This window comes from Alloyangia pacifica, from assembly GCF_020524285.1.
Classification (GTDB): Bacteria; Pseudomonadota; Alphaproteobacteria; order Rhodobacterales; family Rhodobacteraceae; genus Salipiger; species Salipiger pacificus_B.
In genome coordinates this window covers 1-24,319 of the sequence record NZ_JAIVKX010000029.1, presented here as the reverse complement: position 1 = coordinate 24,319, position 24,319 = coordinate 1, and the positions used below count along the sequence as shown (strand labels likewise).

Annotated in this window: 21 protein-coding genes; 7 read left to right on the top strand and 14 right to left on the bottom strand. The window is 63.8% G+C overall.

The features are described from left to right. From LC039_RS26360 to rpsL, 4 genes are all read right to left on the bottom strand, one after another. Positions 1-119: GTP-binding protein (locus tag LC039_RS26360; protein WP_263620071.1), on the bottom strand; the 119-nt coding region annotated here is incomplete at its 3' end. A gap of 82 nt (positions 120-201) precedes the next feature. Then, the gene (gene fusA / locus LC039_RS26355) at positions 202-2,325 is read right to left on the bottom strand and encodes an elongation factor G (protein ID WP_226629808.1); all 2,124 of its coding nucleotides are present in this window, start codon (positions 2,323-2,325) and stop codon (positions 202-204) included. 21 nt (positions 2,326-2,346) lie between these two features. Further along, positions 2,347-2,817, bottom strand: coding sequence for a 30S ribosomal protein S7 (rpsG, locus tag LC039_RS26350; protein ID WP_226629806.1), 471 nt, complete (start codon positions 2,815-2,817; stop codon positions 2,347-2,349). 12 nt (positions 2,818-2,829) lie between these two features. Continuing rightward, on the bottom strand, positions 2,830-3,201 hold the full coding sequence (gene rpsL / locus LC039_RS26345; protein WP_005862801.1) for a 30S ribosomal protein S12: 372 nt from the start codon (positions 3,199-3,201) through the stop codon (positions 2,830-2,832). A gap of 418 nt (positions 3,202-3,619) precedes the next feature. On the opposite strand from rpsL, the gene LC039_RS26340 reads away from it, so the two are divergent. Continuing rightward, a complete protein-coding gene (locus LC039_RS26340) occupies positions 3,620-4,435 on the top strand; it encodes a putative rhamnosyl transferase (protein WP_226629804.1) in 816 nt (271 codons plus the stop codon). Here the strand turns inward: LC039_RS26340 and LC039_RS26335 are convergent. The 5 genes from LC039_RS26335 to rplJ form a co-directional block, all read right to left on the bottom strand. Further along, complete coding sequence (locus LC039_RS26335; protein ID WP_226629803.1) at positions 4,396-5,319, bottom strand: DMT family transporter; 924 nt, start codon at positions 5,317-5,319, stop codon at positions 4,396-4,398. The two genes, LC039_RS26340 and LC039_RS26335, sit on opposite strands and share 40 nt — an antisense overlap. Positions 5,320-5,506: 187 nt before the next feature. Further along, a complete protein-coding gene (rpoC, locus tag LC039_RS26330; RefSeq protein WP_226629801.1) occupies positions 5,507-9,757 on the bottom strand; it encodes a DNA-directed RNA polymerase subunit beta' in 4,251 nt (1,416 codons plus the stop codon). 77 nt (positions 9,758-9,834) lie between these two features. Then, the gene (gene rpoB, locus LC039_RS26325) at positions 9,835-13,971 is read right to left on the bottom strand and encodes a DNA-directed RNA polymerase subunit beta (protein ID WP_226629800.1); all 4,137 of its coding nucleotides are present in this window, start codon (positions 13,969-13,971) and stop codon (positions 9,835-9,837) included. Between the two features lie 241 nt (positions 13,972-14,212). Continuing rightward, the gene (gene rplL, locus LC039_RS26320; RefSeq protein WP_076696776.1) at positions 14,213-14,593 is read right to left on the bottom strand and encodes a 50S ribosomal protein L7/L12; all 381 of its coding nucleotides are present in this window, start codon (positions 14,591-14,593) and stop codon (positions 14,213-14,215) included. Between the two features lie 73 nt (positions 14,594-14,666). Next, positions 14,667-15,179 carry a 50S ribosomal protein L10 gene (gene rplJ, locus LC039_RS26315; RefSeq protein ID WP_226629799.1) on the bottom strand — a complete coding sequence of 171 codons (513 nt, stop codon included), beginning with the start codon at positions 15,177-15,179 and terminating at the stop codon, positions 14,667-14,669. Positions 15,180-15,731: 552 nt separating this feature from the next. On the opposite strand from rplJ, the gene LC039_RS26310 reads away from it, so the two are divergent. Further along, on the top strand, positions 15,732-15,971 hold the full coding sequence (locus tag LC039_RS26310; RefSeq protein ID WP_226629797.1) for a DUF2798 domain-containing protein: 240 nt from the start codon (positions 15,732-15,734) through the stop codon (positions 15,969-15,971). Between the two features lie 75 nt (positions 15,972-16,046). Here the strand turns inward: LC039_RS26310 and rplA are convergent, their stop codons facing one another. From rplA to secE, 4 genes are all read right to left on the bottom strand, one after another. Next, positions 16,047-16,745: a 50S ribosomal protein L1 gene (gene rplA / locus LC039_RS26305; protein ID WP_226629796.1), complete on the bottom strand. Its 699-nt coding sequence runs from the start codon at positions 16,743-16,745 to the stop codon at positions 16,047-16,049. A gap of 1 nt (position 16,746) precedes the next feature. After that, positions 16,747-17,196 carry a 50S ribosomal protein L11 gene (gene rplK, locus LC039_RS26300; RefSeq protein ID WP_226629794.1) on the bottom strand — a complete coding sequence of 150 codons (450 nt, stop codon included), beginning with the start codon at positions 17,194-17,196 and terminating at the stop codon, positions 16,747-16,749. A gap of 125 nt (positions 17,197-17,321) precedes the next feature. Further along, the gene (nusG, locus tag LC039_RS26295) at positions 17,322-17,855 is read right to left on the bottom strand and encodes a transcription termination/antitermination protein NusG (RefSeq protein ID WP_066104017.1); all 534 of its coding nucleotides are present in this window, start codon (positions 17,853-17,855) and stop codon (positions 17,322-17,324) included. A 330-nt stretch (positions 17,856-18,185) separates the two neighbouring features. After that, positions 18,186-18,377 carry a preprotein translocase subunit SecE gene (gene secE / locus LC039_RS26290; protein WP_092431405.1) on the bottom strand — a complete coding sequence of 64 codons (192 nt, stop codon included), beginning with the start codon at positions 18,375-18,377 and terminating at the stop codon, positions 18,186-18,188. Between the two features lie 348 nt (positions 18,378-18,725). Between secE and LC039_RS26285 the strand changes: the two genes are divergently transcribed. Further along, positions 18,726-19,283 (top strand): hypothetical protein, encoded by a 558-nt coding sequence (locus LC039_RS26285; RefSeq protein WP_226629793.1) that lies wholly within the window; start codon positions 18,726-18,728, stop codon positions 19,281-19,283. A gap of 141 nt (positions 19,284-19,424) precedes the next feature. On the opposite strand, the gene LC039_RS26280 is transcribed toward LC039_RS26285, so the two are convergent. Then, on the bottom strand, positions 19,425-19,721 hold the full coding sequence (locus LC039_RS26280; protein WP_226629791.1) for a hypothetical protein: 297 nt from the start codon (positions 19,719-19,721) through the stop codon (positions 19,425-19,427). A 15-nt stretch (positions 19,722-19,736) separates the two neighbouring features. On the opposite strand from LC039_RS26280, the gene LC039_RS26275 reads away from it, so the two are divergent. The 4 genes from LC039_RS26275 to LC039_RS26260 all read left to right on the top strand — a co-directional run bounded on the left by LC039_RS26275 (position 19,737) and on the right by LC039_RS26260 (position 24,261). Further along, positions 19,737-21,236, top strand: coding sequence for a tetratricopeptide repeat protein (locus LC039_RS26275; protein WP_226629789.1), 1,500 nt, complete (start codon positions 19,737-19,739; stop codon positions 21,234-21,236). A 40-nt stretch (positions 21,237-21,276) separates the two neighbouring features. Continuing rightward, entirely contained in the window at positions 21,277-22,155 is an 879-nt protein-coding gene (locus LC039_RS26270) for a phosphatase PAP2 family protein (RefSeq protein WP_226629788.1), read from the top strand. Positions 22,156-22,168: 13 nt separating this feature from the next. Continuing rightward, entirely contained in the window at positions 22,169-23,656 is a 1,488-nt protein-coding gene (locus tag LC039_RS26265) for a S8/S53 family peptidase (RefSeq protein ID WP_226629786.1), read from the top strand. 95 nt (positions 23,657-23,751) lie between these two features. Then, positions 23,752-24,261 carry a hypothetical protein gene (locus LC039_RS26260; protein WP_226629785.1) on the top strand — a complete coding sequence of 170 codons (510 nt, stop codon included), beginning with the start codon at positions 23,752-23,754 and terminating at the stop codon, positions 24,259-24,261. Positions 24,262-24,319 lie beyond the last annotated feature (58 nt).

Below are 24,319 nucleotides of genomic sequence, written 5' to 3'. Positions count from 1 at the left end.
CGGAAGTCACCGAAGTACTTGGTGATTGCTGCGGTCAGCGTGGTCTTGCCGTGGTCAACGTGACCGATCGTGCCGATGTTGCAGTGCGGCTTGCCGCGCTCAAACTTTTCCTTTGCCATGATGGCCTCCTTGGTCGGTGGCGGTGCGTGTGATCACGCACCCTACTGGGGTAGGGTGCGGGGCTGGGCCCCGCACCGCTGCTTATGCGTATTTCGCCTGGATCTCGTCCGAGATGTTCTGCGGAACCGGATCGTAGTGGTCGAACTGCATCGTGAACTGCGCGCGGCCCGAGGACATGGAGCGCAGGGTATTGATGTAGCCGAACATGTTGGCCAGCGGCACGAAGGCCTGAACTGCAACGGCGTTGCCGCGCGGCTCCTGACCGGACACCTGGCCACGGCGGGAGGTGAGGTCACCGATGATCGAACCGGTGTACTCTTCCGGGGTGACCACCTCGACCTTCATCATCGGCTCGAGCAGCTTCGCGCCGGCCTTGCGCAGACCTTCGCGCATTGCCATCCGCGACGCGATTTCGAAGGCCAGGACCGAGGAGTCCACGTCGTGGAACTTGCCGTCGATCAGCGCGACCTTGAAGTCGATAACCGGGAAGCCTGCCAGCGGACCGGAGTCCATGACCGACTTGATGCCCTTCTCGACGCCCGGGATGTATTCCTTCGGAACCGCACCGCCGACGATCTTCGACTCGAACGAGTAGCCTTCACCCGCTTCGGTTGGGCTGATGACCAGCTTGACCTCTGCGAACTGACCCGAACCACCCGACTGCTTCTTGTGGGTGTAGGTGTGCTCGATCTCGTGACCGATGGTCTCGCGATACGCCACCTGCGGGGCACCGATGTTGGCTTCGACCTTGAATTCGCGCTTCAGGCGGTCGACGAGAATGTCGAGGTGAAGTTCGCCCATGCCCTTCATGATGGTCTGACCGGACTCGAGGTCGGTCTCGACGCGGAAGGAGGGGTCTTCTGCGGCCAGACGGGCCAGACCCTGGGACATCTTTTCCTGGTCGTTCTTCGTCTTCGGCTCGACCGCGATCTCGATCACCGGATCGGGGAAGGTCATGGTTTCGAGAACCACTTGCTTCTGAGCGTCGCAGAGGGTGTCACCGGTGGTGGTCTCTTTGAGGCCGGCCAGCGCGATGATGTCGCCTGCAAACGCTTCTTCGATCTCTTCCCGGTTGTTCGAGTGCATCATCATCATACGACCGATGCGCTCTTTCTTGCCCTTGGTCGAGTTCATGATCGAATCGCCCTTCTTCATCGTACCGGAGTAGATACGGGTGAAGGTCAGCGAGCCCACGAAGGGGTCGTTCATGATCTTGAACGCGAGGCCCGAGAAGGGCTCTTCGTCCGAAGCACGGCGCTCGATGTTCCGGGTTTCGGTCTCGTCATCCGGCGAGAAGCCCATGTAGGGCGGAACGTCGAGGGGACCGGGCAGGAAGTCGACCACAGCGTTGAGCAGGGGCTGAACGCCCTTGTTCTTGAACGCCGAGCCACCCAGGACCGGAACGAAGGAGAGCGACAGCGTGCCCTTACGGATCAGGTTCCGCAGGGTGGGGATGTCGGGCTCTTCGCCTTCGAGGTAGGCTTCCATCGCGTCATCGTCTTGCTCGACGGCATTCTCGATGAGGTGCGAACGCCACTCGTCGGCCACGTCCTTCAGGTCGTCGCGGATCGGACGGCGCACCCAGGATGCGCCGAGGTCTTCACCCTGCCAGACCCACTCTTCCATGGTCACGAGGTCGACGATGCCTTCGAGCTGGTCTTCGGCACCGATCGGGAAGTTGACGGGAACCGGGGTTGCACCCGTGCGGTCCTTGATCATCTTCACGCAGTTGAAGAAGTCGGCGCCGATCTTGTCCATCTTGTTGACGAACACGATGCGCGGCACCTTGTAGCGGTCAGCCTGACGCCACACGGTCTCGGTCTGCGGTTCCACGCCGGCGTTGCCGTCGAGAAGGCAGATCGCACCGTCGAGCACGGCCAGCGAACGCTCGACTTCGATGGTGAAGTCAACGTGGCCGGGGGTGTCGATGATGTTGTAGCGGAATTTCGTGTCCGAGGTACCTTCCTCGGTCGGATCTTCCTGCCACTGCCAGAAGGTGGTGGTCGCAGCGGACGTGATCGTGATGCCGCGCTCCTGCTCCTGCTCCATCCAGTCCATGGTGGCTGCGCCATCGTGGACTTCGCCGATTTTGTGCGAGCGGCCGGTGTAGTACAGGATGCGTTCCGTGGTCGTGGTCTTGCCCGCGTCGATGTGGGCCATGATCCCGAAGTTACGGTAACGCTGGAGGGGATATTCGCGTGCCATGGTGGTCTGCCTTTCCGGAGATTACCAGCGGTAGTGGCTGAACGCTTTGTTAGCGTCGGCCATCTTGTGGGTGTCTTCGCGCTTCTTAACAGCGGAGCCACGGGATTGCACGGCATCCAGGAGCTCGCCTGCGAGGCGCTCTTCCATGGTGTGCTCGTTGCGGGCGCGCGAGGCTGCGATCAGCCAGCGGATGGCCAGGGCCTCACGGCGCTCGGGGCGCACTTCGACGGGGACCTGGTAGGTGGCACCACCAACGCGGCGCGAACGAACTTCGACGGCCGGTTTGATGTTGTCCAGCGCTTCGTGGAACACTTCCACGGGCGCGCGCTTCACCTTGCCTTCGACGCGGTCGAGGGCGTTGTAGACGATGCGCTCTGCGACCGACTTCTTGCCGTCGATCATCAGGTTGTTCATGAATTTGGTCAGAACCCGGTCACCGTACTTGGCGTCGGGCAGGACTTCGCGTTTTTCAGCGGCGTGACGACGAGACATTTATATATCCTCTTACTTCGGACGCTTCGCGCCGTACTTCGAGCGACGCTGCTTACGGTCTTTGACGCCCTGGGTATCCAGAACACCGCGCAGGATGTGGTAACGGACACCCGGAAGGTCTTTCACACGGCCGCCGCGGATGAGCACAACCGAGTGCTCCTGCAGGTTGTGCGATTCACCAGGGATGTAGGAGATGACTTCGTAGCCGTTGGTCAGACGCACCTTGGCCACCTTACGCATTGCCGAGTTCGGCTTCTTCGGCGTGGTGGTGTAGACGCGGGTGCAGACGCCGCGCTTCTGCGGGCACTGCTCGAGGTGCTGCGACTTCGAACGCTTAACTTTCGGCTGCCGCGGCTTGCGGATCAGCTGTTGGATCGTGGGCATATGGGTTGTTCCCCGTAATTCTCACATATGTGGTGCACGGGGAGCCCCCCATGCGGTTCAATCGGTTAGGCGCCCCACGCGTCCGCGGGTCACCGGTGATGCGCCGAAGATCCGAGGACCGCAGGGGAGACCCCTACAACGACGCAAAAACCGCATACGTCCCCGGGCACGGGTAACGTCGCGGTGGGTCTCCAGAGGATCGGGGCCAGGGACGCCGATCTTGACCACTGTAGTTCTGTTGAATGCGGCGGGCGCACTTAGGCCTCCGCCGGATTGAGGCGCGTATAGGGGGAGTCGCTGTGCTTGTCAACAAGCCCCGCCGCCGCGGGCCCGGGCGGCGCGGCGGCGGGCCGGAGGCTTGCCAGCGCAGGGCCGGAATGCCAAGCATGGGCGGGACGTGTCACGCGGGAGCCGCCCCATGCAGATCATTGGCCTGTGCCGGTTTTCCTACCCCGCCGAGGGCGGCTTCCAGGTCGAGCACGAGAGCATCGGCGACCGCATCGCCTACCTCTACAGCGCTGCGCGGATGGAGGAAAGGCTGCGCCATTTCGAGTGCATCTGCCTGCCCGGGCTGAAGGCCCAGACCGACCCCGATTTTACCTTCCTCGTGCTGGTCGGCGAGGCCATGCCCCGGCCCTACCTCGACCGGCTCCGCGCCCTGCTCGCGGATTTTCCGCAGGCGCGGATCGTCAGCCGCCCGCCCGGCCCGCACCGGCAGGTCTGCCAGCAGGTGATCAACGAAGCGCGCGACATGTCGCAGCCCTGCCTCGAGGTCCGGCACGACGATGACGATGCCGTCGCGGTAAATTTCATCGAGGACCTGCGCGCCGCCGCCCTCGACATCTCTGCCCTGCGCGCGAAGCACCGGCTGGTGGCGCTGGACTGGAACCGCGGCTACGTGGGTAGGCCCGATGCGGATGGGCTCTGCGCCGAGCCCTGCGTGACCCCCTTCTGGGGCGTGGCGCAGGCGGTGGCGGTCGCCCCGGGGGTCCGCCAAAGCATCATGAATTTCGGCCACAACAAGCTGAACCGCTTCATGCCGACGCTGAGTTTCACCGATCATCCGATGTACTGGCGCGGGCACAACGACCACAACGATTCACGCCAGAAGGCCCATGTGAAGGCGGCCCGCCTGCCCCGTCTCGACGCCGTAGGCGAGGTCGAGATGAAACGCCTCTTCGCCATCGACGCCGATCACGTCCGCCGCGTCTTCGCTCCTGCCGCTGCAACCTGAGCCCGGGCTCCGGCCCGCCGCAGCTGGCGCTCGCGCCACAGCGTGAAACTGCCCATGGCGACGATCACCGCAGCCCCGAGCAGCGTCAGCGGATGCGGCACCTCGCCCCAGAGCAGCAGCCCGAGCAGCAGCGCCCAGAGCAGACCCGTGTAGCGGAAGGGCGCGATGAAGCCGACCTCGCCGACGCGCATCACCATGACGCTGAGCGTATAGCCCGCGACGATCAGCGCCGAAGTGCCCAGCACGAGCCCCCACAGCCGGGCATCGAGTGGCTGCCAGTCCTCGCCCAGTGACCAGGCCGCGGCAAAGAGCAGGACCAGCACCGCCGAAGACAGGGTCACCTGCATGCTTGGCAGCGCCGCGGACAGGCGGCGCGTGGTCAGGTCGCGCAGCGTGACCGCGCCGACTGCGAGCAACGCATAGACAGAGAAGGCGGTGAACCCCTCGGTGCCCGGCCGCACGATGAGCAGCATCCCGCAAAAGCCGCCGGCGATCGCCAGCCAGCGCCGCCAGCCCACCGGCTCGCCGAAGAAAACCGCGCTGCCCAGCGTCACGGTCAACGGCACCATCTGCAGAAGCGCCGTGGCATTGGCCAGCGGCATGTTGCGCAAAGCGGTCAGGAAGAAGAAGGCCGCGCCGCATTCGGCCATCCCGCGCAGCAACATGAGCGCGGCATCGCGCGGCGCGGGGCGATGGCGGAGCGCGCCGAGGCGCAGCGCCAGCCAGAAGATGAAGGCACTCGCGACGAACCCCCGCAGCACCAACACCTGCGACAGCGGCAAGGCGTCTCCGATGGCCTTCACGCAGGCATCGCTGAAGGTGAAGGCGGCCATGTTCCCGATCATCAGGAGCACGCCGCGGGCATTGTCGGACAATTGCGTCATGCGCCAAGCGCTAGCACTGCCCTTGCGGCACCGCCATCCACAAAGTGCGTCGCACGCGCGAGGCGCCCGCTTCTCTTTCCAAATGCGCAGGGCGGGGCCGGAGCCCCCTCCCCCACCCCATCAAAGGAAAGGGCCCCCGCACCGGAGTGCGGGGGCCCGAAGTTGTCTTGCCGAAAGGCGGCTGCGATTACTCGCGGCTTTCCGGCGTGTCGACGACCAGCGTATCGAACTCGTCGCCACCGATCACGTCGCTCGACGAGGCGTCGGGAGCGGCCAGGAGTGCGGCCTGTTCGGCCTCCTCGCGGCGCACTTCGATCACCTTGTTGTCGCGCTCGGTCGCAATGCGACGCACCCGCTGGGTCGCGCCACCGGTGCCCGCCGGGATCAGGCGGCCCACGATGACGTTCTCCTTGAGGCCGACCAGCTTGTCCTTCTTGCCCTGCACCGAAGCCTCGGTGAGGACGCGGGTGGTCTCCTGGAAGGAGGCCGCCGAGATGAACGAGCGTGTCTGCAGCGACGCCTTGGTGATGCCGAGCAGGATCGGTTCGCCGGTGGCCGGACGGCCGCCCTTCTTCTCGATCTTCTCGTTGACCGCGTCGAACTCCGCCTTGTCCACGTGCTCGCCCTTGAGCAGCGTGGTGTCGCCGGAGTCGTGGATTTCCCACTTCTGCAGCATCTGGCGGACGATGACCTCGACGTGCTTGTCGTTGATCTTCACGCCCTGCAGTCGATAGACGTCCTGGACTTCGTCGATCATGTAGTTCGCCAGAGCCTCGACACCCATGATGGCCAGGATGTCATGCGGCGCCGGGTTGCCGTCCATGATGTAGTCGCCCTTCTGGACGTAATCGCCCTCGACCACCGGAATGTGCTTGCCCTTTGGGATCATGTATTCCTTGGGCTCCAGCGTGTCGTCGACCGGGTCGATCGCGATGCGGCGCTTGTTCTTGTAGTCCTTGCCGAAGCGCACGTAGCCGTCGATCTCGGCGATGATGGCGTGGTCCTTCGGACGACGCGCCTCGAAGAGTTCGGCCACACGCGGCAGACCACCGGTGATGTCCTTCGTCTTCGCGCCCTCCCGCGGGATACGCGCCAGAACGTCACCGGCCTTGATCTCCTGACCGTCTTCGCACGACAGGATGGCATCCACCGACATCGGGTAGGTCAGCGGGTTGCCGGCCGCGTTGCGCACGGGCTCGCCATCGGCATCCATCAGGATGATTTCCGGCTTGAGCTCGTTGCCCTTCGGTGCCGCACGCCAGTCGATCACGATCTTCTGGGTCATGCCGGTCGCTTCGTCGGTCTCGTCGCGGACAGCCACACCTGCGGAGAGGTCGACGTGTTTCGCGATACCATCCGACTCCGCCAGGATCGGCAGGGTGTACGGGTCCCACTCGAACAGCTTGTCGCCGCGCTTGACCGACTGGCCTTCCTTGACGAACAGCTTGGTGCCGTAGCCGAGCTTGTGGCTCGCACGTTCCTTGCCGTCCTCGCCCATGATCCGCAGCTTCATGTTGCGGCCCATGACGAGGGTTTCGCCGATGGAGTTCTCGAGGGTCGAGGCGTTCTCGAACTCGATCAGGCCCTCCTGCGAGGCTTCCTGGAACGACTGCTGGCCACCCTGGGCAACGCCGCCGATGTGGAACGTCCGCATCGTCAGCTGGGTGCCGGGTTCACCGATCGACTGCGCGGCGATGATGCCGACAGCTTCACCGGTGTTGACCATGGTGCCGCGTGCGAGGTCACGGCCGTAGCACATGGCGCAGACGCCCTCTTCGGCTTCACAGGTCAGCGGCGAGCGGATGCGCGTGGACTGCACGGCCGCCTCGTCGATAACGTCGGCCATGCGCTCGTCGATGAGCTGACCGGCGCGGACCAGAACCTCACCCGAGACCGGATGCGGGATATCGTCCGCAGCCACACGGCCCAGGATGCGCTCTGCCAGCGAGGCGACGACTTCGCCGTCGTTGACCGCCGCTTCCGCGGTGATCGCGCGGTCGGTGCCGCAGTCGTGCGAGCGCACGATGCAGTCCTGCGCCACGTCCACCAGACGACGGGTCAGGTAGCCCGAGTTCGCCGTCTTCAGAGCGGTATCCGACAGACCTTTACGAGCACCGTGGGTCGAGTTGAAGTACTCGAGAACGGTCAGGCCTTCCTTGAAGTTCGAGATGATCGGGGTCTCGATGATGTCGCCGTTCGGCTTCGCCATCAGGCCGCGCATCCCGCCCAGCTGCTTCATCTGGGTGACCGAGCCACGCGCACCGGAGTGGGCCATCATGTAGACCGAGTTCGGCTCCATTTCCGACCCGTCCTCGGCGCGCTTGTTCGCCGAGATGGTGTTCATCATGGCGTCGGTGACCTTGTCGTTACACTTCGACCAGGCGTCCACCACCTTGTTGTACTTCTCGCCCTGGGTGATCAGGCCGTCGAGGTACTGCTGCTCGAAGTCCTTCACCTGGTCGCGGGTTTCCTCGACGAGGGTCCACTTGCTGTCGGGGATGACCATGTCGTCCTTGCCGAACGAGATGCCGGCGCGGAACGCTTCCTTGAAGCCCATCGACATGATCTGGTCGCAGAAGATGACCGACTCTTTCTGGCCGCAGTAGCGGTAGACGGTGTCGATGACCTTCTGAACGTCCTTCTTACGCAGCAGCGTGTTCACCAGGTCGAACGGCGCCTTGGCGTTCATCGGCAGCAGCGCGCCGAGGCGCACGCGGCCCGGGGTCGTCTCGTAACGCTTGACGACCTCGTTGCCCTCTTCGTCGATCTGCTTCACGCGGCATTCGATCTTGGCGTGCAGGTGCACTTCGCCAGCCGTCAGGGCGTGCTCGACCTCTTCGATGTTGGAGAACTTCATCCCCTCGCCCTTCATGCCTTCGCGCATGATGGTCGTGTAGTAGAGGCCGAGGATCATATCCTGCGACGGCACGATGATCGGGCTGCCGTTTGCGGGCGACAGCACGTTGTTCGTGGACATCATCAGGACGCGCGCCTCGAGCTGCGCTTCGAGCGACAGCGGCACGTGAACCGCCATCTGGTCACCGTCGAAGTCGGCGTTGAACGCCGAGCAGACGAGCGGGTGCAGCTGGATGGCCTTGCCTTCGATCAGCTGGGGTTCGAACGCCTGGATGCCCAGACGGTGCAGCGTCGGCGCGCGGTTCAGCAGAACCGGGTGTTCGCGGATCACCTCGTCGAGGATGTCCCAGACTTCGGGACGCTCTTTTTCCACCAGCTTCTTCGCCTGCTTCACGGTGCTGGACAGGCCCTTGGCCTCCAGCCGCGAGTAGATGAAGGGCTTGAAGAGCTCGAGCGCCATCTTCTTCGGCAGGCCGCACTGGTGCAGCTTGAGTTCCGGACCGGTCACGATGACCGAACGGCCCGAGAAGTCGACGCGCTTACCCAGAAGGTTCTGACGGAAGCGGCCCTGCTTGCCTTTCAGCATGTCGGACAGCGACTTCAGCGGACGCTTGTTGGCGCCGGTGATGACGCGGCCACGACGGCCGTTGTCGAACAGCGCGTCGACGGCTTCCTGAAGCATACGCTTTTCGTTCCGGACGATGATGTCCGGAGCGCGCAGCTCGATCAGGCGCTTGAGGCGGTTGTTCCGGTTGATCACGCGGCGGTACAGATCGTTCAGATCCGAGGTCGCGAAACGGCCACCGTCGAGCGGCACCAGCGGGCGCAGTTCGGGCGGGATGACCGGGATCACGGTGAGGATCATCCACTCGGGGCGGTTGCCCGACTCGAGGAAGGATTCCACGACCTTGAGGCGCTTGATGATCTTCTTGGGCTTGAGCTCGCCGGTGGCTTCCTTGAGGTCGGCGCGCAGCTGCTCGGCCTCGGCTTCGAGGTCGATGGCGGCGAGCATCTCGCGGATGGCCTCGGCACCGATGTTGGCGCTGAACGCGTCGGCACCGTACTGGTCCTGCGCGTCGAGGAACTCGTCCTCGGTCATCATCTGGCCGTAGGTCAGGTCGGTCAGGCCCGGCTCGATCACCACGTAGTTTTCGAAGTACAGCACGCGCTCGAGGTCACGCAGCGTCATGTCCAGCATGAGGCCGATGCGCGAAGGCAGCGACTTCAGGAACCAAATGTGCGCGCAGGGAGCTGCGAGCTCGATGTGGCCCATGCGCTCGCGGCGCACTTTCTGAAGGGTAACTTCGACGCCGCACTTCTCGCAGACGACGCCGCGATACTTCATGCGCTTGTACTTGCCGCAAAGGCACTCGTAGTCCTTGATCGGACCGAAGATGCGCGCGCAGAACAGGCCATCACGCTCGGGTTTGAACGTACGGTAGTTGATCGTCTCGGGCTTCTTGATCTCGCCGTAGGACCACGAGAGGATCCGCTCGGGCGATGCCAGCGATACCTTGATCTCGTCGAAGACCTTGGGCGGGGTCAGCGGGTTGAACGGGTTGTTGGTCAGTTCCTGGTTCATGTCGTCTTCCTAAATGACAGGGCTTGGAGAGAGGAGCCGCGCGAGGTTTGCGCCCCGCGCGGTGGCCGGATGGGCCGTTATTCCTCGTCCTCCGCGTCCAGGAGTTCCATGTTCAGGCCGAGGCCGCGGACTTCCTTCACGAGCACGTTGAAGCTCTCGGGAACGCCCGCTTCGTAGTTGTCCTCGCCCTTGACGATGCTTTCGTAGACCTTGGTCCGGCCCGCCACGTCGTCCGACTTCACGGTCAGCATTTCCTGCAGGGTGTAGGCGGCGCCGTAAGCTTCCAGAGCCCAGACCTCCATCTCCCCGAAACGCTGGCCACCGAACTGCGCCTTACCACCCAGCGGCTGCTGCGTGACGAGCGAGTACGGGCCGGTCGAACGTGCGTGGATCTTGTCGTCGACAAGGTGGTGCAGCTTGAGCATGTACTTCACGCCCACCGTCACCTCACGCGCGAACTGGTCGCCGGTGCGGCCATCGAACAGCACGGACTGGCCGGACTGGGCGATGCCTGCACGCGTCAGCGCGTCGTTCACGTCGGCTTCCTTGGCGCCGTCGAAGACCGGGGTCGCGATCGGAACACCGCGGGTCACGTTCGAGGCGGCTTCGATCAGCGCGACCTCGTCCATGCCCTCGATGCCCTCGGCGTAGACCTCGGCACCGTAGGCGTGGCGCATGGCCTCGCGCACCGGCGTCAGGTCGCCCGAGCGGCGGTATTCCTGCAGGCCTTCCTCGATCTGGATGCCGAGACCGCGTGCGGCCCAGCCCATGTGCGTCTCGAGGATCTGACCGACGTTCATACGCGACGGCACGCCCAGCGGGTTGAGGCAGAAGTCGACCGGGGTCCCGTCTGCGAGGAACGGCATGTCCTCGATCGGCACCACGCGCGACACCACGCCCTTGTTCCCGTGACGGCCGGCCATCTTGTCGCCCGGCTGCAGCTTGCGCTTCACCGCGACGAAGACCTTGACCATCTTCATCACGCCCGGCGGCAGGTCGTCGCCACGACGGACCTTCTCGACCTTGTCCTCGAAACGGGCGTCGAGCGCGCGCTTCTGCGCCTCGTACTGCTCGTGCAGGGCCTCGACGATCTGAGCATCGGCTTCTTCCGCCAGCGCGAGCTGCCACCACTGGCCGCGGCTCAGGCTTTCCAGAAGCTCTTCGTCGATCTGCGCGTTCGGACGGACGCCTTTCGGGCCCTTCACCGCGGTCTTGCCGAGGATCAGGTCCTTGAGACGCGCGTAGATGTTGCGGTCGAGGATGGCGAGCTCGTCGTCCCGGTCACGGGCCAGACGTTCCACTTCCTCGCGCTCGATCTGCAGCGCACGTTCGTCCTTTTCGACACCGTGACGGTTGAAGACACGAACTTCCACGACGGTGCCGTAGTCGCCCGGCTTCACGCGCAGCGAGGTGTCACGCACATCCGAAGCCTTCTCGCCGAAGATGGCGCGGAGGAGCTTCTCTTCCGGCGTCATCGGGCTTTCGCCCTTCGGAGTGATCTTGCCCACGAGGATGTCGCCCGGCTCCACGTCCGCACCGATATACACGATACCGGCTTCGTCGAGGTTGCGCAGGGCTTCCTCGCCGACGTTGGGAATGTCGCGGGTGATCTCTTCCGGCCCGAGCTTGGTGTCACGGGCGGCGACTTCGAATTCCTCGATGTGGATCGAGGTGTAAACGTCGTCACGCGCGATGCGCTCGGAGATCAGGATCGAGTCTTCGTAGTTGTAGCCGTTCCAGGGCATGAAGGCGACGATGATGTTCTTGCCGAGCGCCAGTTCACCGATGTCGGTGGACGGGCCGTCCGCGATCACTTCACCTTTGCCGACCTTGTCCCCCACCTTCACCAGCGGACGCTGGTTGATGCAGGTGTTCTGGTTCGAACGCTGGAACTTGCGCATGCGGTAGATGTCCACGCCCGGATCGCCCGGCTCGAGACCATCGGTCGCACGGATCACGATACGCTGCGCATCGACCTGGTCGATGATGCCGCCGCGCTTGGCCATGATCGCCGCGCCGGAGTCGCGCGCCACGACTTCCTCGATCCCGGTGCCGACCAGCGGCGCCTCGGATTTCAGAACGGGCACGGCCTGACGCTGCATGTTCGCACCCATCAGAGCGCGGTTGGCGTCGTCGTTTTCCAGGAACGGGATGAGCGAGGCACCGACCGAGACCAGCTGCTTCGGCGAAACGTCGATCAGATCGACGCTTTCGCGCGGCGCCAGCGTGTAGTCGCCCGACTGGCGGGTCGACACGAGGTCATTGACGAACTTGCCGTCCTCATCGAGCGTCGCGTTGGCCTGCGCCACGGTGTGACGCATCTCTTCGGTCGCCGACATGTACTGCACGTCATCGGTCACCTTCGCATCGACAACCTTGCGATACGGGGTTTCGATGAAGCCGTACTTGTTGACGCGGGCGAAGGTCGCGAGCGAGTTGATCAGACCGATGTTCGGGCCTTCCGGCGTTTCGATCGGGCACATCCGGCCGTAGTGGGTCGGGTGCACGTCGCGCACCTCGAAGCCTGCGCGTTCGCGGGTCAGACCGCCCGGCCCGAGGGCCGACAGGCGACGCTTGTGCGTCACTTCCGACAGCGGGTTGGTCTGGTCCATGAACTGCGACAGCTGCGACGAGCCGAAGAACTCGCGCACGGCGGCCGCCGCGGGCTTCGCGTTGATCAGGTCCTGCGGCATGACGGTGTCGATCTCGACCGACGACATGCGCTCCTTGATTGCGCGCTCCATGCGGAGCAGGCCGACACGGTACTGGTTTTCCATCAGCTCGCCGACGGAACGGACACGACGGTTGCCGAGGTGGTCGATGTCGTCCACTTCGCCCTTGCCGTCACGCAGTTCGACCAGCGCCTTGATGCACTTGACGATATCGTCGCGGTCCAGCGTGCGCTGGGTGTCGGGCTTCTCGAGCGCGAGGCGCATGTTCATCTTCACGCGACCCACGGCCGAAAGGTCGTAGCGCTCGGAATCGAAGAACAGCGTGTCGAACAGGGCCGAGGCGGCCTCGACGGTCGGCGGCTCGCCCGGGCGCATGACGCGGTAGATGTCCATGAGCGCGCTGTTGCGGTCCATGTTCTTGTCCTGCGCCATCGTGTTGCGCATGTAGGCGCCGACGGTGATGTTGTCGATGTCGAGAACGGGGATCTCGGTGATGCCCGCGTCGACCAGCTCTTTCAGGGTGCCGCCGGTGACGTCACCGTCCTTGTCGATTTCCCAGGTCAGCTCGTCGCCGGCCTCGACGTAGATCGCGCCGGTCTCTTCGTTGATGATGTCCTTGGCGACGAACTTGCCGACGATCTGCTCGAACGGCAGCAGCAGGTTCTGCACCTTGCCTTCGTCGATCAGCTTCTTCACCGCGCGCGGGGTCACCTTCTTGGTGGCCTCGGCGATGATCTCACCGGTGTCCGCGTCCACGAGGTCGTGGGTCGGGCGCGTGCCGCGCACCCGCTCGGGGAAGAACTTGGTCACCCAGCCTTCGCCACGACGCAGCGTGTAGGTCACGGTGTCGTAGTAGGCATCCATGATCGCTTCCTGGTCGAGACCCAGTGCGTAGAGCAGGGTCGTGACCGGGAGCTTCCGGCGGCGGTCGATGCGCGCGAAGACGATGTCCTTGGCGTCGAATTCGAAGTCGAGCCACGAGCCGCGGTAGGGGATGATGCGGCAGGCGAAGAGCAGCTTGCCCGAGCTGTGCGTCTTGCCTTTGTCGTGGTCGAAGAAGACGCCCGGCGAACGGTGCATCTGGGACACGATCACCCGTTCGGTGCCGTTCACGATGAACGTCCCGTTCGGGGTCATCAGGGGCATGTCACCCATGAAGACGTCTTGTTCCTTGATGTCCTTCACCGACTTGGCGCCGGTATCCTCGTCGATATCGAACACGATGAGGCGCAGGGTGACCTTCAGCGGCGCGCTGTAGGTCATGTCGCGCTGCATGCACTCTTCGACGTCGTACTTGGGCTTTTCCAGTTCGTAGTTGACGAACTCGAGAACGGCGGTCTCGTTGAAATCCTTGATCGGGAAGACCGACTGGAAGACGCCCATGATGCCTTCGCCGTCGGTCGGCTGCAGCTGGTCGCCGGATTTCAGGAAGAGTTCGTAGGAGCTTTTCTGAACCTCGATGAGGTTCGGCATCTCCAGAACCTCGCGAATTTTACCGTAATATCTGCGGAGACGTTTCTGGCCAAGAAAGCTTTGCGCCATAGGTCTGTTCACCTTTCGATTCTCACTGGACGCGCATGCTGTCGGGCACCAGCGGCACATCCATCCGAGACGGCAGTGTTCCGATCCATTCCTGGCTTCTGTCCCACCAGAAGCCTCCCGATCCTGGAACTCGCCTTAGAAAGGCCCTCTCGAAAGGGCCTTGCTGAGACGGGTTCGGCTGGACCCGGATTTCTCCGGATCCAGCCAAATTTGCGATCGTACCGGGCGAGCCCGGAGACGATTACTTGAGTTCGATCTCAGCGCCAGCTTCTTCGAGCTTCTTCTTGATCTCTTCGGCTTCGTCCTTGGACACGCCTTCCTTGACAGCCTTGCCGCCGGCTTCGACGAGCTCTTTGGCTTCTTTCAGGCCCAGGCCGGTGATGCCGCGGACTTCTTTGATCACGTTGATCTTCTTGTCGCCTGCCGACTTGAGGATCACGTCGAATTCGGTCTTTTCTTCCTCAGCTGCGGCTTCGCCGCCTGCTGCCGGACCAGCCATCATCACTGCGCCGCCTGCTGCGGGCTCGATGCCGTACTCGTCCTTGAGGATGGTTTTCAGTTCTTGTGCTTCGAGCAGCGTCAGACCAACGATTTGCTCTGCAAGTGCTTTAAGATCAGCCATTTTACGTATTCCGTCTAGCTAGATGTGTTCCAACGTGTAGGTCTTCAACCCCACGAAGATCTGTTGGGTGCCGTTACGCAGCTTTCTCTTCGATGGTCGAGAGAATGGATGCGATGTTCGATGCAGGTGCGCCAATCGCGCCGGCGATGTTCGAAGCGGGTGCGCCGATGCAGCCGACGATGGAAGCAATAAGCTCATCGCGCGACGGCATTTTCGACACGGCCTCAACACCGGCCCGGTCCAGAGCCGTTCCTGCCATTGCGCCGCCGAGGATCTCGAACTTCGAGTTTGCCTTGGCGAAGTCCTCAACCACCTTGGCAGCTGCCACGGGGTCTTCGGAGAAGGTCAGGACGGTCATACCCTCGAGGTAGTCCGAGATGCTTTCGCATCCGGTGCCCTTGAGAGCGATCTTGGCGAGCCTGTTCTTGGCGACGCGAACCGACGTGTCTGCCGCGCGGGCGCGGGCACGAAGATCCGTCATCTCGGCAACCGTGAGACCTTCGTAGCGGCTAACCACCACGACGCCAGAGCTTTCAAAGATCTGGCCGAGTTCCTCGACCACTTTCTCTTTCTGGGCTCTATCCACAGTTTCACTCCAAGTTATGGAGGGGATTCGACCCCTCCGGCTCGTTCTGCCGGGTCTCCCCGGCCTCAAGGTCCGATCGGGTCGTCACATCGCGCCACCGGAACACATCGGCCCGGAACGTTATGTCTCTTCCCGTCTCAGGCAGGACTTACGGATTGGCCAGCTGACCGTTTCCACCCACCGTCTCGGACGAAATCGAGGGCCGCGACGAATCGTGCGCTGCCCTCGTCTGCTCCGCTTAAAGGGTTTTGCCCCCCTTGCCAAGGGCGGATGCGCCCTTTTGCGAAGACGCGCATGGTACCATTCCCGGGCGATGATGCAACGCATCAAAATCATGCGTGGCCATGGGCACTTGATCCGCGGTTCGGGCCGTCTTAAATCTGCAGCAGCCGAAAAACGTCAGGCCGGTTGGTTAGCCCGGCCACCGCTTCATGCGGGAGCTAGTCGTTCCACGAACCCGCGGCGCCTCGTTCAACCGGGGCGCGTGGAGTGTTCGGAATATTTCGGTCCTCCAGGCCCCCTGCCCTGTCGCATGCCGCCATCGGAGACCGCATGACCAATTCCCGTTCCACCCTCATCCTCGCCCAGCTTTTCATCTCTGGCAGCATGTCGCTGCTGATGACCCTGATCTTCAGCGCCGCGCCGCTGCGCTTTGCCGAAGGCTGGCTGTCGGTCTGGATGCAGCACTGGCTGACCGCCTGGCCGATCGCCTTTATCCTGTCGCTGATCGTCGGACCGCTCTGCTTCAAGGCGTCCTTTCTGGTGCTGCGCGGCGCCGACCGCTTGCGCTGACCCGCCCCACAGATCATCGAAACGCAAAAGGCCCCGCCGTTTCCGGCGGGGCCTTCGCAATCAGATCGGGTCAGATCACTCGACGTTGGCCGAGGTCACATCCACCGACACGCCCGGGCCCATGGTGGAGCTGAGCGAGATTTTCTGCACGTAGGTGCCCTTTGCACCGGTCGGCTTCGCCTTGGCGACGGCGCCGACGAAGGCGCGCACGTTCTCGGCCAGCTTGGCTTCGTCGAACGATGCCTTGCCAACGCCTGCGTGGATCACGCCGGCTTTTTCGACCTTGAACTGGACCTGGCCACCCTTGGCGTCTTTGACGGCCTGGGCGACATCCATGGTCACGGTGCCAACCTTCGGGTTCGGCATCAGGTTGCGCGGGCCGAGCACTTTGCCCAGCCGGCCGACGATCGGCATCATGTCCGGGCTCGCGATGCAGCGGTCGAAGTCGATGGTGCCACCCTGGATGGTTTCCATCAGGTCTTCGGCGCCAACGATGTCCGCGCCGGCGGCCTGGGCTTCCTCAGCCTTGGCGCCACGGGCGAACACTGCAACGCGCACGGTCTTGCCCGTGCCGTTCGGCAGACCGACAACGCCGCGGACCATCTGGTCAGCGTGGCGCGGGTCGACGCCGAGGTTCATCGCGATCTCGACGGTCTCGTCGAACTTGGCCGATGCGTTTGCCTTGATGAGTGCGATCGCCTCTTCGACGGTCACGTCCTCTTTGCCGGCAAAGGCTTCACGGGCGGCGCGGGTGCGTTTTCCGAGTTTTGCCATCTTACTTCACCTCGATGCCCATCGACTTGGCCGAGCCAAGGATGATCTGCATTGCCTGCTCGACGTCGTTTGCCGACAGGTCCTTCATCTTCGCTTCGGCGATCTCGCGAACCTGAGCAACGGTCACGGTTGCCACGGTCTCACGACCGGGCTTCTCGGCGCCGCGGGGACGGTTGCGCTTACCGACGGGCTTCAGGCCGGCTGCCTTCTTCAGGTAGTAAGACGCGGGGGGCGTCTTGATGTCCATGGTGAAGGACTTGTCCTGATAGTAGGTGATCACGGTCGGGCAGGGTGCACCAACTTCCATGTCCTGCGTCTTGGCGTTGAACGCCTTGCAGAATTCCATGATGTTGATGCCGCGCTGACCGAGCGCGGGGCCGACAGGCGGCGACGGGTTGGCTTTGCCTGCAGGGATCTGCAGCTTCATCTTGCCAGCAAGTTTCTTGGCCATTTGGCCTCTCCTTTATCCAAATCCCCACGGACGCGTCCGCGAGGGAGTGCTTGGTGTGGTCTGGTCCGGACAGCGCGCCGCCCTCGCCTCCCACCTGAAAGGCGGGGCAAGCCCCGCCGAAACGCTCAGCCCTGCTTCGAGACCTGAGTGAATTCCAGTTCAACCGGGGTTTCCCGACCGAAGATCGACACCGAGACGCGCAGGCGCTGGTTGTCGTCGTCGACGCCCTCGACCATGCCATCGAAGCCCTCGAACGGGCCGTCGTTGACCTTGACCTTCTCGCCCACCTCGAAGTGGATGAGGGTCCGGGGCGCTTCTTCGCCTTCCTGCACCCGGCCGAGGATCGCCTGAACTTCGGCGTCGCGCATCGGCATCGGGCGGCCCTGCGGCCCCAGGAAACCGGTCACCCGGTTGATCGAGTTGACCAGGTGGTAGCCCTGGTCGGACATCTCCATGTGCACCAGCACATACCCGGGCATGAAGCGGCGCTCGGTCGTAACCTTCTTGCCGCGGCGGATCTCGATGACCTCCTCGGTCGGCACGAGAACCTCGTCGATCTGGTCCTCAAGTGCCTGCTCGGCCACCGCCTGCCGGATCTGTTCCGCGATCTTCTTCTCGAAGTTCGACAGAACGCTCACCGAATACCACCGCTTCGCCATCTGGCCCCTCTTCGTTACCTTGACCGCCCTAGGGCCGTCCGTTCAGATGCGCGCCGTTCCGGCGTGCCTTGCCGGGGCAAAAGCGCCCCGCCCCAAAAGAAAACCGGCGTGCAACCGAATCGCTGCACGCCCGCCTTGGGAAAGTCGTGTGTGCACTACCCCCACTGCGCCCCGATTTCAAGGCCCGGTCCCGAATGTCGCCGCAGGGGCACCACGTGGCAGCGGCGCCATGTCGTGCGGGCGTTTTCCAGGCGAAGATATTTCGGGAAGGCCGCCAACGGCGGACAGGGCAGAGAGCCTGGAACGCGCGCCCGCGCGCCCGTGAGATGCTCAGCCGAAGAAGGAGAGCAGGCCCTGCAGGCCGGTGCGGATCAGGATGTCGACCAGCGCAAAGAAAATCGCCGTCAGCGTCGCCATGACGAAAACGGTGACCGTGGTCAGGATCACTTCGCGACGGGTCGGCCAGGCGATCTTGCCGATCTCGGACCGCGTCTGCTGAATGAACTGGAGCGGGTTGGTCATGCAGGTCTGCCTTGCGGGAATTCCTCGGTTGGCGGGTCGTATACGCCCTGCCGTCCGCCGACACAAGCGGAGTCCGGCCTCTGTGCCGGCGATGCGCTCACGCGGGATGACACGACCGGAACATAAAGATGAGTTCTGACGCCAAGGCGTGATGGAACGCGGCGACAAGAAACGCGTTTGCGCGCGTTTGGCTCCCGCCGAACGCGATGCAAGGCACGCGCTCCCCGGCACACGGAAACTTGCAATCCTGCCCCGAGGGAACGCCCGGCAATGAGAGCGAGTTGTGAGGCCAGAAGCGACCTGCTGACCAGCGCGTCGCACAGAGATCACTCTTTATGGAGGACTACAATGAAACGCTTTTTTGCAGCCACCGCCCTCACCTCGCTCCTCGCCACCGGCGCATTTGCAGCCACCGAAGAGCAGGCCACGCTGATCAACACCTACGCGCCTGACGTCGACGTGTCGATGCTGACCGACCAGCAGGTGATCGAAGCCATGGCCATTGCCAACAGCGGCGACTCGGACAACCACAAGCGCGAAGGCATCGAGACCATCGCGATGAATGATGCGGCGCCGTCCACCTTCTCGGAAGAGCAGATCGCGCAGATCGAAGAGTACCTTCCGGCCGAGCAGGTCGCGATGCTGACCGACGAGCAGCGTGGCGAAGCGCTGGCGATCATCAATGGCGCATCGACGGACGACAATGTGCGCGCCCAGCTCGAAGCGCTTGAGGCTGACATCACCCCGGCACTGACGCCGGCCGAGCTCTCGCGCGTCTCCACGCTGGCACCTGACGCCGATCTCACCGTTCTCACGGCAGAACAGGTGTCGCAGATCCGCGCCCTGATCTACACCGACGAAAACGATGCCCAGCTTCAGGGCCGCCTGATGGACGTTCTTTCGTAACACATCAACCATAGGTTGATAACCGGTTCAGGCTGGCGCGCCCTATGCGCGAACAAATGGACCGCACCGCGCAATCGGTGCGGTCTATTTCGTGAGAATGGCACGCACGCTGCTGCAAATGGGACAAAGTCGCGCGACTTTTCAACCGCGCAGCGTTTTTTGCTGACGTCCCCCTGCCCGCTGACGCATGATGCGCGGCAATTGAGCCGGCAGGTTTGCGAAATGCGGCAGACGGATTCTGATACGTCCATAGATCGAAGGCCGATTGTCCGGCTGCACCTTTTGGGATCGCTTTGCCTGCTCGACGGCGAAGGCGGCGATTGCACGCCCCAAAGCCTCCCGGCCCAAGCCCTGCTTGCCATGCTTGCGCTCGCACCGCGCGGCACCATCGGTAGAGCCAAGCTGCAAAGCCTGCTGTGGGCCCGCAAAGAGCCGCATTTCGCCTCGCAAAGCTTGCGCAGCGCACTCTACGCGTTGCGCCGCGATCTGGGCCGCGCCTCCGAAGAAGAGCTGCTGATTTCGGACAAGGCCAACGTGACGCTGCGCCGTGACGCGCTTTGGATCGACGTGCATGCGCTCGACGATCCGGCGGAAGCCTCGCGCATTCGGACCCGCTTCGGCGCGACCATGCCCGACCTCCTGGAAGGGCTCGACCTGCGCTCCGCTGACGACGAGTTCGAGGACTGGCTGCGGGTGCAGCGCAGCCATTGGCGCGACCGGCTCGAAGCGCTCTCGGAAGACCCTGCTCCCAGCCCGGCCCAGGCCACCGCCCGGCCACCCGCGCCGCAGCGACATATTTCGGTGATCGGCCTGCTTCCAAGCGCCGGCCAGCCCGCGGACAGCCTGCTGCGCTTTCAGGCCGACACGCTGCTCGAACAGCTCATCTTCGGCGTGCAGCACCTGGTCAGTGCCAATATCAACGACTTCCGTGAGTCCCTGCCCGGCAGCGCGCAGGGCGACAGCCTCGGCAATCGCCCCGACATTTTCCTGCGGATGGCCTGCGGCAGCTACGGCAACACCGCGGCGCTGCGTCTGTCAGCCTATCGCGGCACCGACAACAGCCTGCTTTGGACCCTCTCGGCAGACCAGCTCGACAAGGCCCGGCTCGACGTCGAGAACACTGGACTGGCGCGGTTCATCGGCGAGGGCATCGACCGGGTCTGCCACACCCTGATGACCCTGGACGGTGCCCCGCACCCGCAGGTGATTTCCCCGTTTCACGCCATCGTCGAGATGTTCCGCCTCGACCACACGGCGCTTGACGCGCTCAAGCTCGAATTGCAGCGCGCCTACGACGCGACGCGCAATACCAGCTACCTGAGCATTCTCGCCTATCTCAACACCTTCACCGTCGGCGAGCACTGGCAGAGTTTCTCGCGAGAGGTCGCCGAGGAGACGCAGGATCTCATTGCCCGCGTCGAGGCCGAGCAACCGTGGAACGGCGTCGCCATGGCGCTGGCCGGGCACGCAAAAGGCTACGTGCTGCATGACATGCTCGGCGCGGAACTGCTGCTGAAACGCGCCGTCGAGATCAATCCCTACATGGCGATCAGCTGGGACCACCTGGCGCTGCATGCGCTCTACACCGCCCGCTACGATCTTGCATCCACCGCCTCCCGCCGCGCCGAGGCCCTGGGCCATTGCAGCCCCTTCGCCTTCACCTACGAGCAGACCCGATGCATGATCGAAACGCTCGAGGGCCGCTTTGCCAATGCCACGGAGCATGGATTGCGAATCCTGGCGCGGCGGCCGCGCTACGGCGCGGCGCTGCGATATACCGCAATCAGCCTCGCCCATCTCGGGGAATTGGACAGGGCCCGTGACCTGATTGGCCGAATTCGCGAGATGGACCCGGATTTCTCCGCGAATTGGGTGGACCAGAACCGCATGGCGGTGAATGATGAAACCGGCCGGCTTATTCTGTCTGGCGGATTGAAGAAAGCGATTTGCTAAAAGCCTTGGGGGAAGCAAGATGTCTTCGTTTGGAGAAACCTTGAAAAACAGCTGGCTGCTTGCCGTGGGAGACAGCTTCGAGCTGTGCAAGCCCGCCACCGGCGAGACACGGCAGCAGACCGGCGGCCCCGTCCTGACGACGAATTCCGCAGGCAGCGGTGGCGCCTCCTCGGTGCTCAACAGGAACCGCAATCGGAACCGGAACAGAAATCGGAACAGGAACCGCAATCGAAACCGCAACCGCGCAAATGTCGAAGGTGGCAGCGCCTCCTACGAATACGGAGATATCCTGCTGCCGTGGCGTGAAATTGAGCGGCTCCACCAATTGCGTGATTATTGGATCGATCTTCCGATCGGACTGCCGCCAAGCCTTTCCGAATTGCACGCCCAAACGCTCGGGCTGATGGAAAAGCAGACCTTACTGCCGCTGATCGAGAACCGCGGCCGGCAGGACGAGATCCTGCGCGAAGCGGAGCTCGAACTCTCGGGCTACCTGCGTCCGCTCGGCATCGAGAACCTTGGCGGCTATGACAATACCACGGCTCTCTTCCTGATGGTGGCACGCCTCGCCGAGGAGGTCGGCATGCGCTACAAGGAGCGCTTCAACGTGCCCCGCCCAAGCGCGGTGGAGCCACGCCTGCGCACCTTCATTCCGGTTCCAGCGCACGCCTCCTGGCCGTCGAACCATGCGCTGCAGTCCTTCTCGATCGCCTTCGTCTTCAGCCGGGTGCTGCCCGAGCACCCCGGCATCGCCGAACTCTTCCGCAGCGCCCGGCGCATCGCAGAGAACCGGGAGTGGGCTGGCATCCACTACCCGGCGGACACCAAGTGCGGCCACGACCTCGCCCGGATGCTCGCGCCGGTGCTGGAAGTGGTGCTCGAGGAACAGATGCTGCGCGCCCGCGCGGAATGGCTCTGAGGGAGGACCGGACATGGCGCGCATCACCCCGCCCGAAGGCAATCGCGGTAACGGCCAATACGAGGGCTATCACGCCCTGTGGCATCTCTTCTCACTCGGCCTGATCGACGACCTGCAGAGTTTCGACAGCAGCGCCTGGGACAAGGCCGAGAAAAAGCTGGCGAAATCCGGCCGCCGGACCCGCGTCGCTTTGATAGATGTCTCGGTGGCCCCCAAGCACCCCAATCTCGAAGGCGCCATTGCCTGGGATCTCGCCGCCGATTTCTTTTCGAACCGCCTCGGGACCTTTCCCGACCCGGATCCGAACGGCACCCGCTTCGCAGAGCTTCTCGACGCGGCCGAGGCCATCGGCAACAAGGTGGCGAAGGCGCTCTTTGCCGAGATGAAAACCCGTCTCGCGGCCGAATACGATGATGCCGCCGCGGACCCTGCGCCGACCGCGCGGCGGATCTTTCCCGCCACCTCCGCCGCGTTTTCCGGGCATGGAACGGCGATGGCCGGGTTGATCGGCGCGCGCCCGGTGCCGGCCGACAAGGTGGATCTGATCGGCACCAAGGTCACACCGCTGCCCGGCGGCGCCACGCCGTCCGTCGACAGCCCGCTGGCCGGCCACGGCCTGCCCTACATCGGCATCGACCCGACCTGCGAGATCGTCCCGATCTCCACCAGCTTCGACCCGGACCCCGAGCAATTCCTCGCCGCGATGCTCTATGCTCATATCATCGACGCCGACCTCATCGTTCTTGCGCGGGACTTCCCCGATCCCTGGCGCAGCCCGATGACCGGCACACTCGGCAAGGGCGGCGCCGTCGACAGCGAAGAACTCGAACTGCTGCGCAAGAACCACCCGGTCAAATACAGCGAGGAAGAGGCCGCGCTCTGGGACGCGCTGCATGATCTCGTGCCCAAGATGTCGATCACCCGGCCCATTCTCTGCGCCAGCGGCAATGGCGGCGACAGCACCATGCTCTATCCCGGCGTTCTGGCCAGCGACAAGAACGGCATCATCCTCGTCGGCGCGCACACCAGCCTCGGCAAACGCGCCGGCTATTCGACCACGGGCAGCGCGGATCTGCCTGTCACCCTCTATGCCCCCAGCGGCGACAGCGAGCGGCTCGACAGCGAAATCATCCGGCTCGACCGGGTGTCTCCCGATTTCCGCGAAGACACCTACTCCCCGGGGGACCTTGCGGCGGCCGAAGACTTCTCTCCCCTCGACGTGATCAGCACCGACGTGCCGGGCGCCGCGGGCTACAACGGCAGCCCCTTTCCTGAAATCCTGCCGGAAGACGAGATGCTGCCGGACTACCGCTCCTACTACTGCCGGTTCAGCGGCACCTCGGCTGCCACCGCGATCGCCGCCGGCATGCTCGCCCTGGCCATGAGCACGGGAAAGATCGCCCGCGGCGACGGCATAACCGCGAAGAAGAAACTGCGCGGCAACACAGCGCCGACAGATGACATCAATGCGGAACCGAAACTGGTCTGGGCGTCCATCTAGCGGACACCGGACCGAGGCCGGGGTAACCGCCCCCGGCTTTGCCTGCGCGCCGAACTCATGTCGGCGGCGATGTCATAGTTCGAGGAGACTGCGCCATGCGCGAGCGGAGTTTAGGAAAGACGATCAAGACCCTGCTTCTTGCGCTGCTGAACGCGACCCTGATCCTGGTTGCGCTGTGCCTCTTCCTCGCCCTGCAATTGAGCAAGCGGGTCGAGCAGGTCACCGACAGTTTCGCGCGCAACATCGTGACGATCGATCCCCTGCGCCAGGAGATCGCCACCATGACCGCGGAAGTCTCCGGGCTGCGCGCGGACCTCGGGAGCCTGCGCGAGGGGGGCAGCGACATGACCACGGAGGCGGCGCAGCGGATCACCGCGCGGCTCGACACGCTCGACACAAGGCTCGACGCTGCATCGCAGCGCATCGAGCGCCTCCTAGACAGCCCGGAAGACCTCGTGGATCGCGCCGTTGAACGCGCAGCCGAAGAGCTCAGGCTGGGCATTCACGACTTTCGCAACTGCGTGCCGAATGCGGAAGTGTCCGCGGCCAATGCAAAGATCATGTTGCCGCCCGAGGCTGCCACTTCACCGCACAGCTCCGGCTGACCGGCCCACTCTTTGCGCCGCAAAAGCAAAAAGCGCCCGTTGGGGCGCTTGCATGTGG

Coding starts and splice junctions, on each gene's coding strand:
- fusA (WP_226629808.1), bottom strand. CDS start 2,325: ATGGCACGCGAATATCCCCTCCAGCGTTACCGTAACTTCGGGATCATG.
- secE (WP_092431405.1), bottom strand. CDS start 18,377: ATGACCAACCCGCTCCAGTTCATTCAGCAGACGCGGTCCGAGATCGGC.
- rplK (WP_226629794.1), bottom strand. CDS start 17,196: ATGGCCAAGAAACTTGCTGGCAAGATGAAGCTGCAGATCCCTGCAGGC.
- rplL (WP_076696776.1), bottom strand. CDS start 14,593: ATGGCTGATCTTAAAGCACTTGCAGAGCAAATCGTTGGTCTGACGCTG.
- rpsL (WP_005862801.1), bottom strand. CDS start 3,201: ATGCCCACGATCCAACAGCTGATCCGCAAGCCGCGGCAGCCGAAAGTT.
- LC039_RS26260 (WP_226629785.1), top strand. CDS start 23,752: ATGCGCGAGCGGAGTTTAGGAAAGACGATCAAGACCCTGCTTCTTGCG.
- LC039_RS26280 (WP_226629791.1), bottom strand. CDS start 19,721: ATGCGGCTCTTTGCGGGCCCACAGCAGGCTTTGCAGCTTGGCTCTACC.
- nusG (WP_066104017.1), bottom strand. CDS start 17,855: ATGGCGAAGCGGTGGTATTCGGTGAGCGTTCTGTCGAACTTCGAGAAG.
- rplA (WP_226629796.1), bottom strand. CDS start 16,745: ATGGCAAAACTCGGAAAACGCACCCGCGCCGCCCGTGAAGCCTTTGCC.
- LC039_RS26340 (WP_226629804.1), top strand. CDS start 3,620: ATGCAGATCATTGGCCTGTGCCGGTTTTCCTACCCCGCCGAGGGCGGC.
- LC039_RS26310 (WP_226629797.1), top strand. CDS start 15,732: ATGACCAATTCCCGTTCCACCCTCATCCTCGCCCAGCTTTTCATCTCT.
- rpoC (WP_226629801.1), bottom strand. CDS start 9,757: ATGAACCAGGAACTGACCAACAACCCGTTCAACCCGCTGACCCCGCCC.
- LC039_RS26265 (WP_226629786.1), top strand. CDS start 22,169: ATGGCGCGCATCACCCCGCCCGAAGGCAATCGCGGTAACGGCCAATAC.
- rpsG (WP_226629806.1), bottom strand. CDS start 2,817: ATGTCTCGTCGTCACGCCGCTGAAAAACGCGAAGTCCTGCCCGACGCC.
- LC039_RS26335 (WP_226629803.1), bottom strand. CDS start 5,319: ATGACGCAATTGTCCGACAATGCCCGCGGCGTGCTCCTGATGATCGGG.
- rpoB (WP_226629800.1), bottom strand. CDS start 13,971: ATGGCGCAAAGCTTTCTTGGCCAGAAACGTCTCCGCAGATATTACGGT.
- LC039_RS26285 (WP_226629793.1), top strand. CDS start 18,726: ATGAAACGCTTTTTTGCAGCCACCGCCCTCACCTCGCTCCTCGCCACC.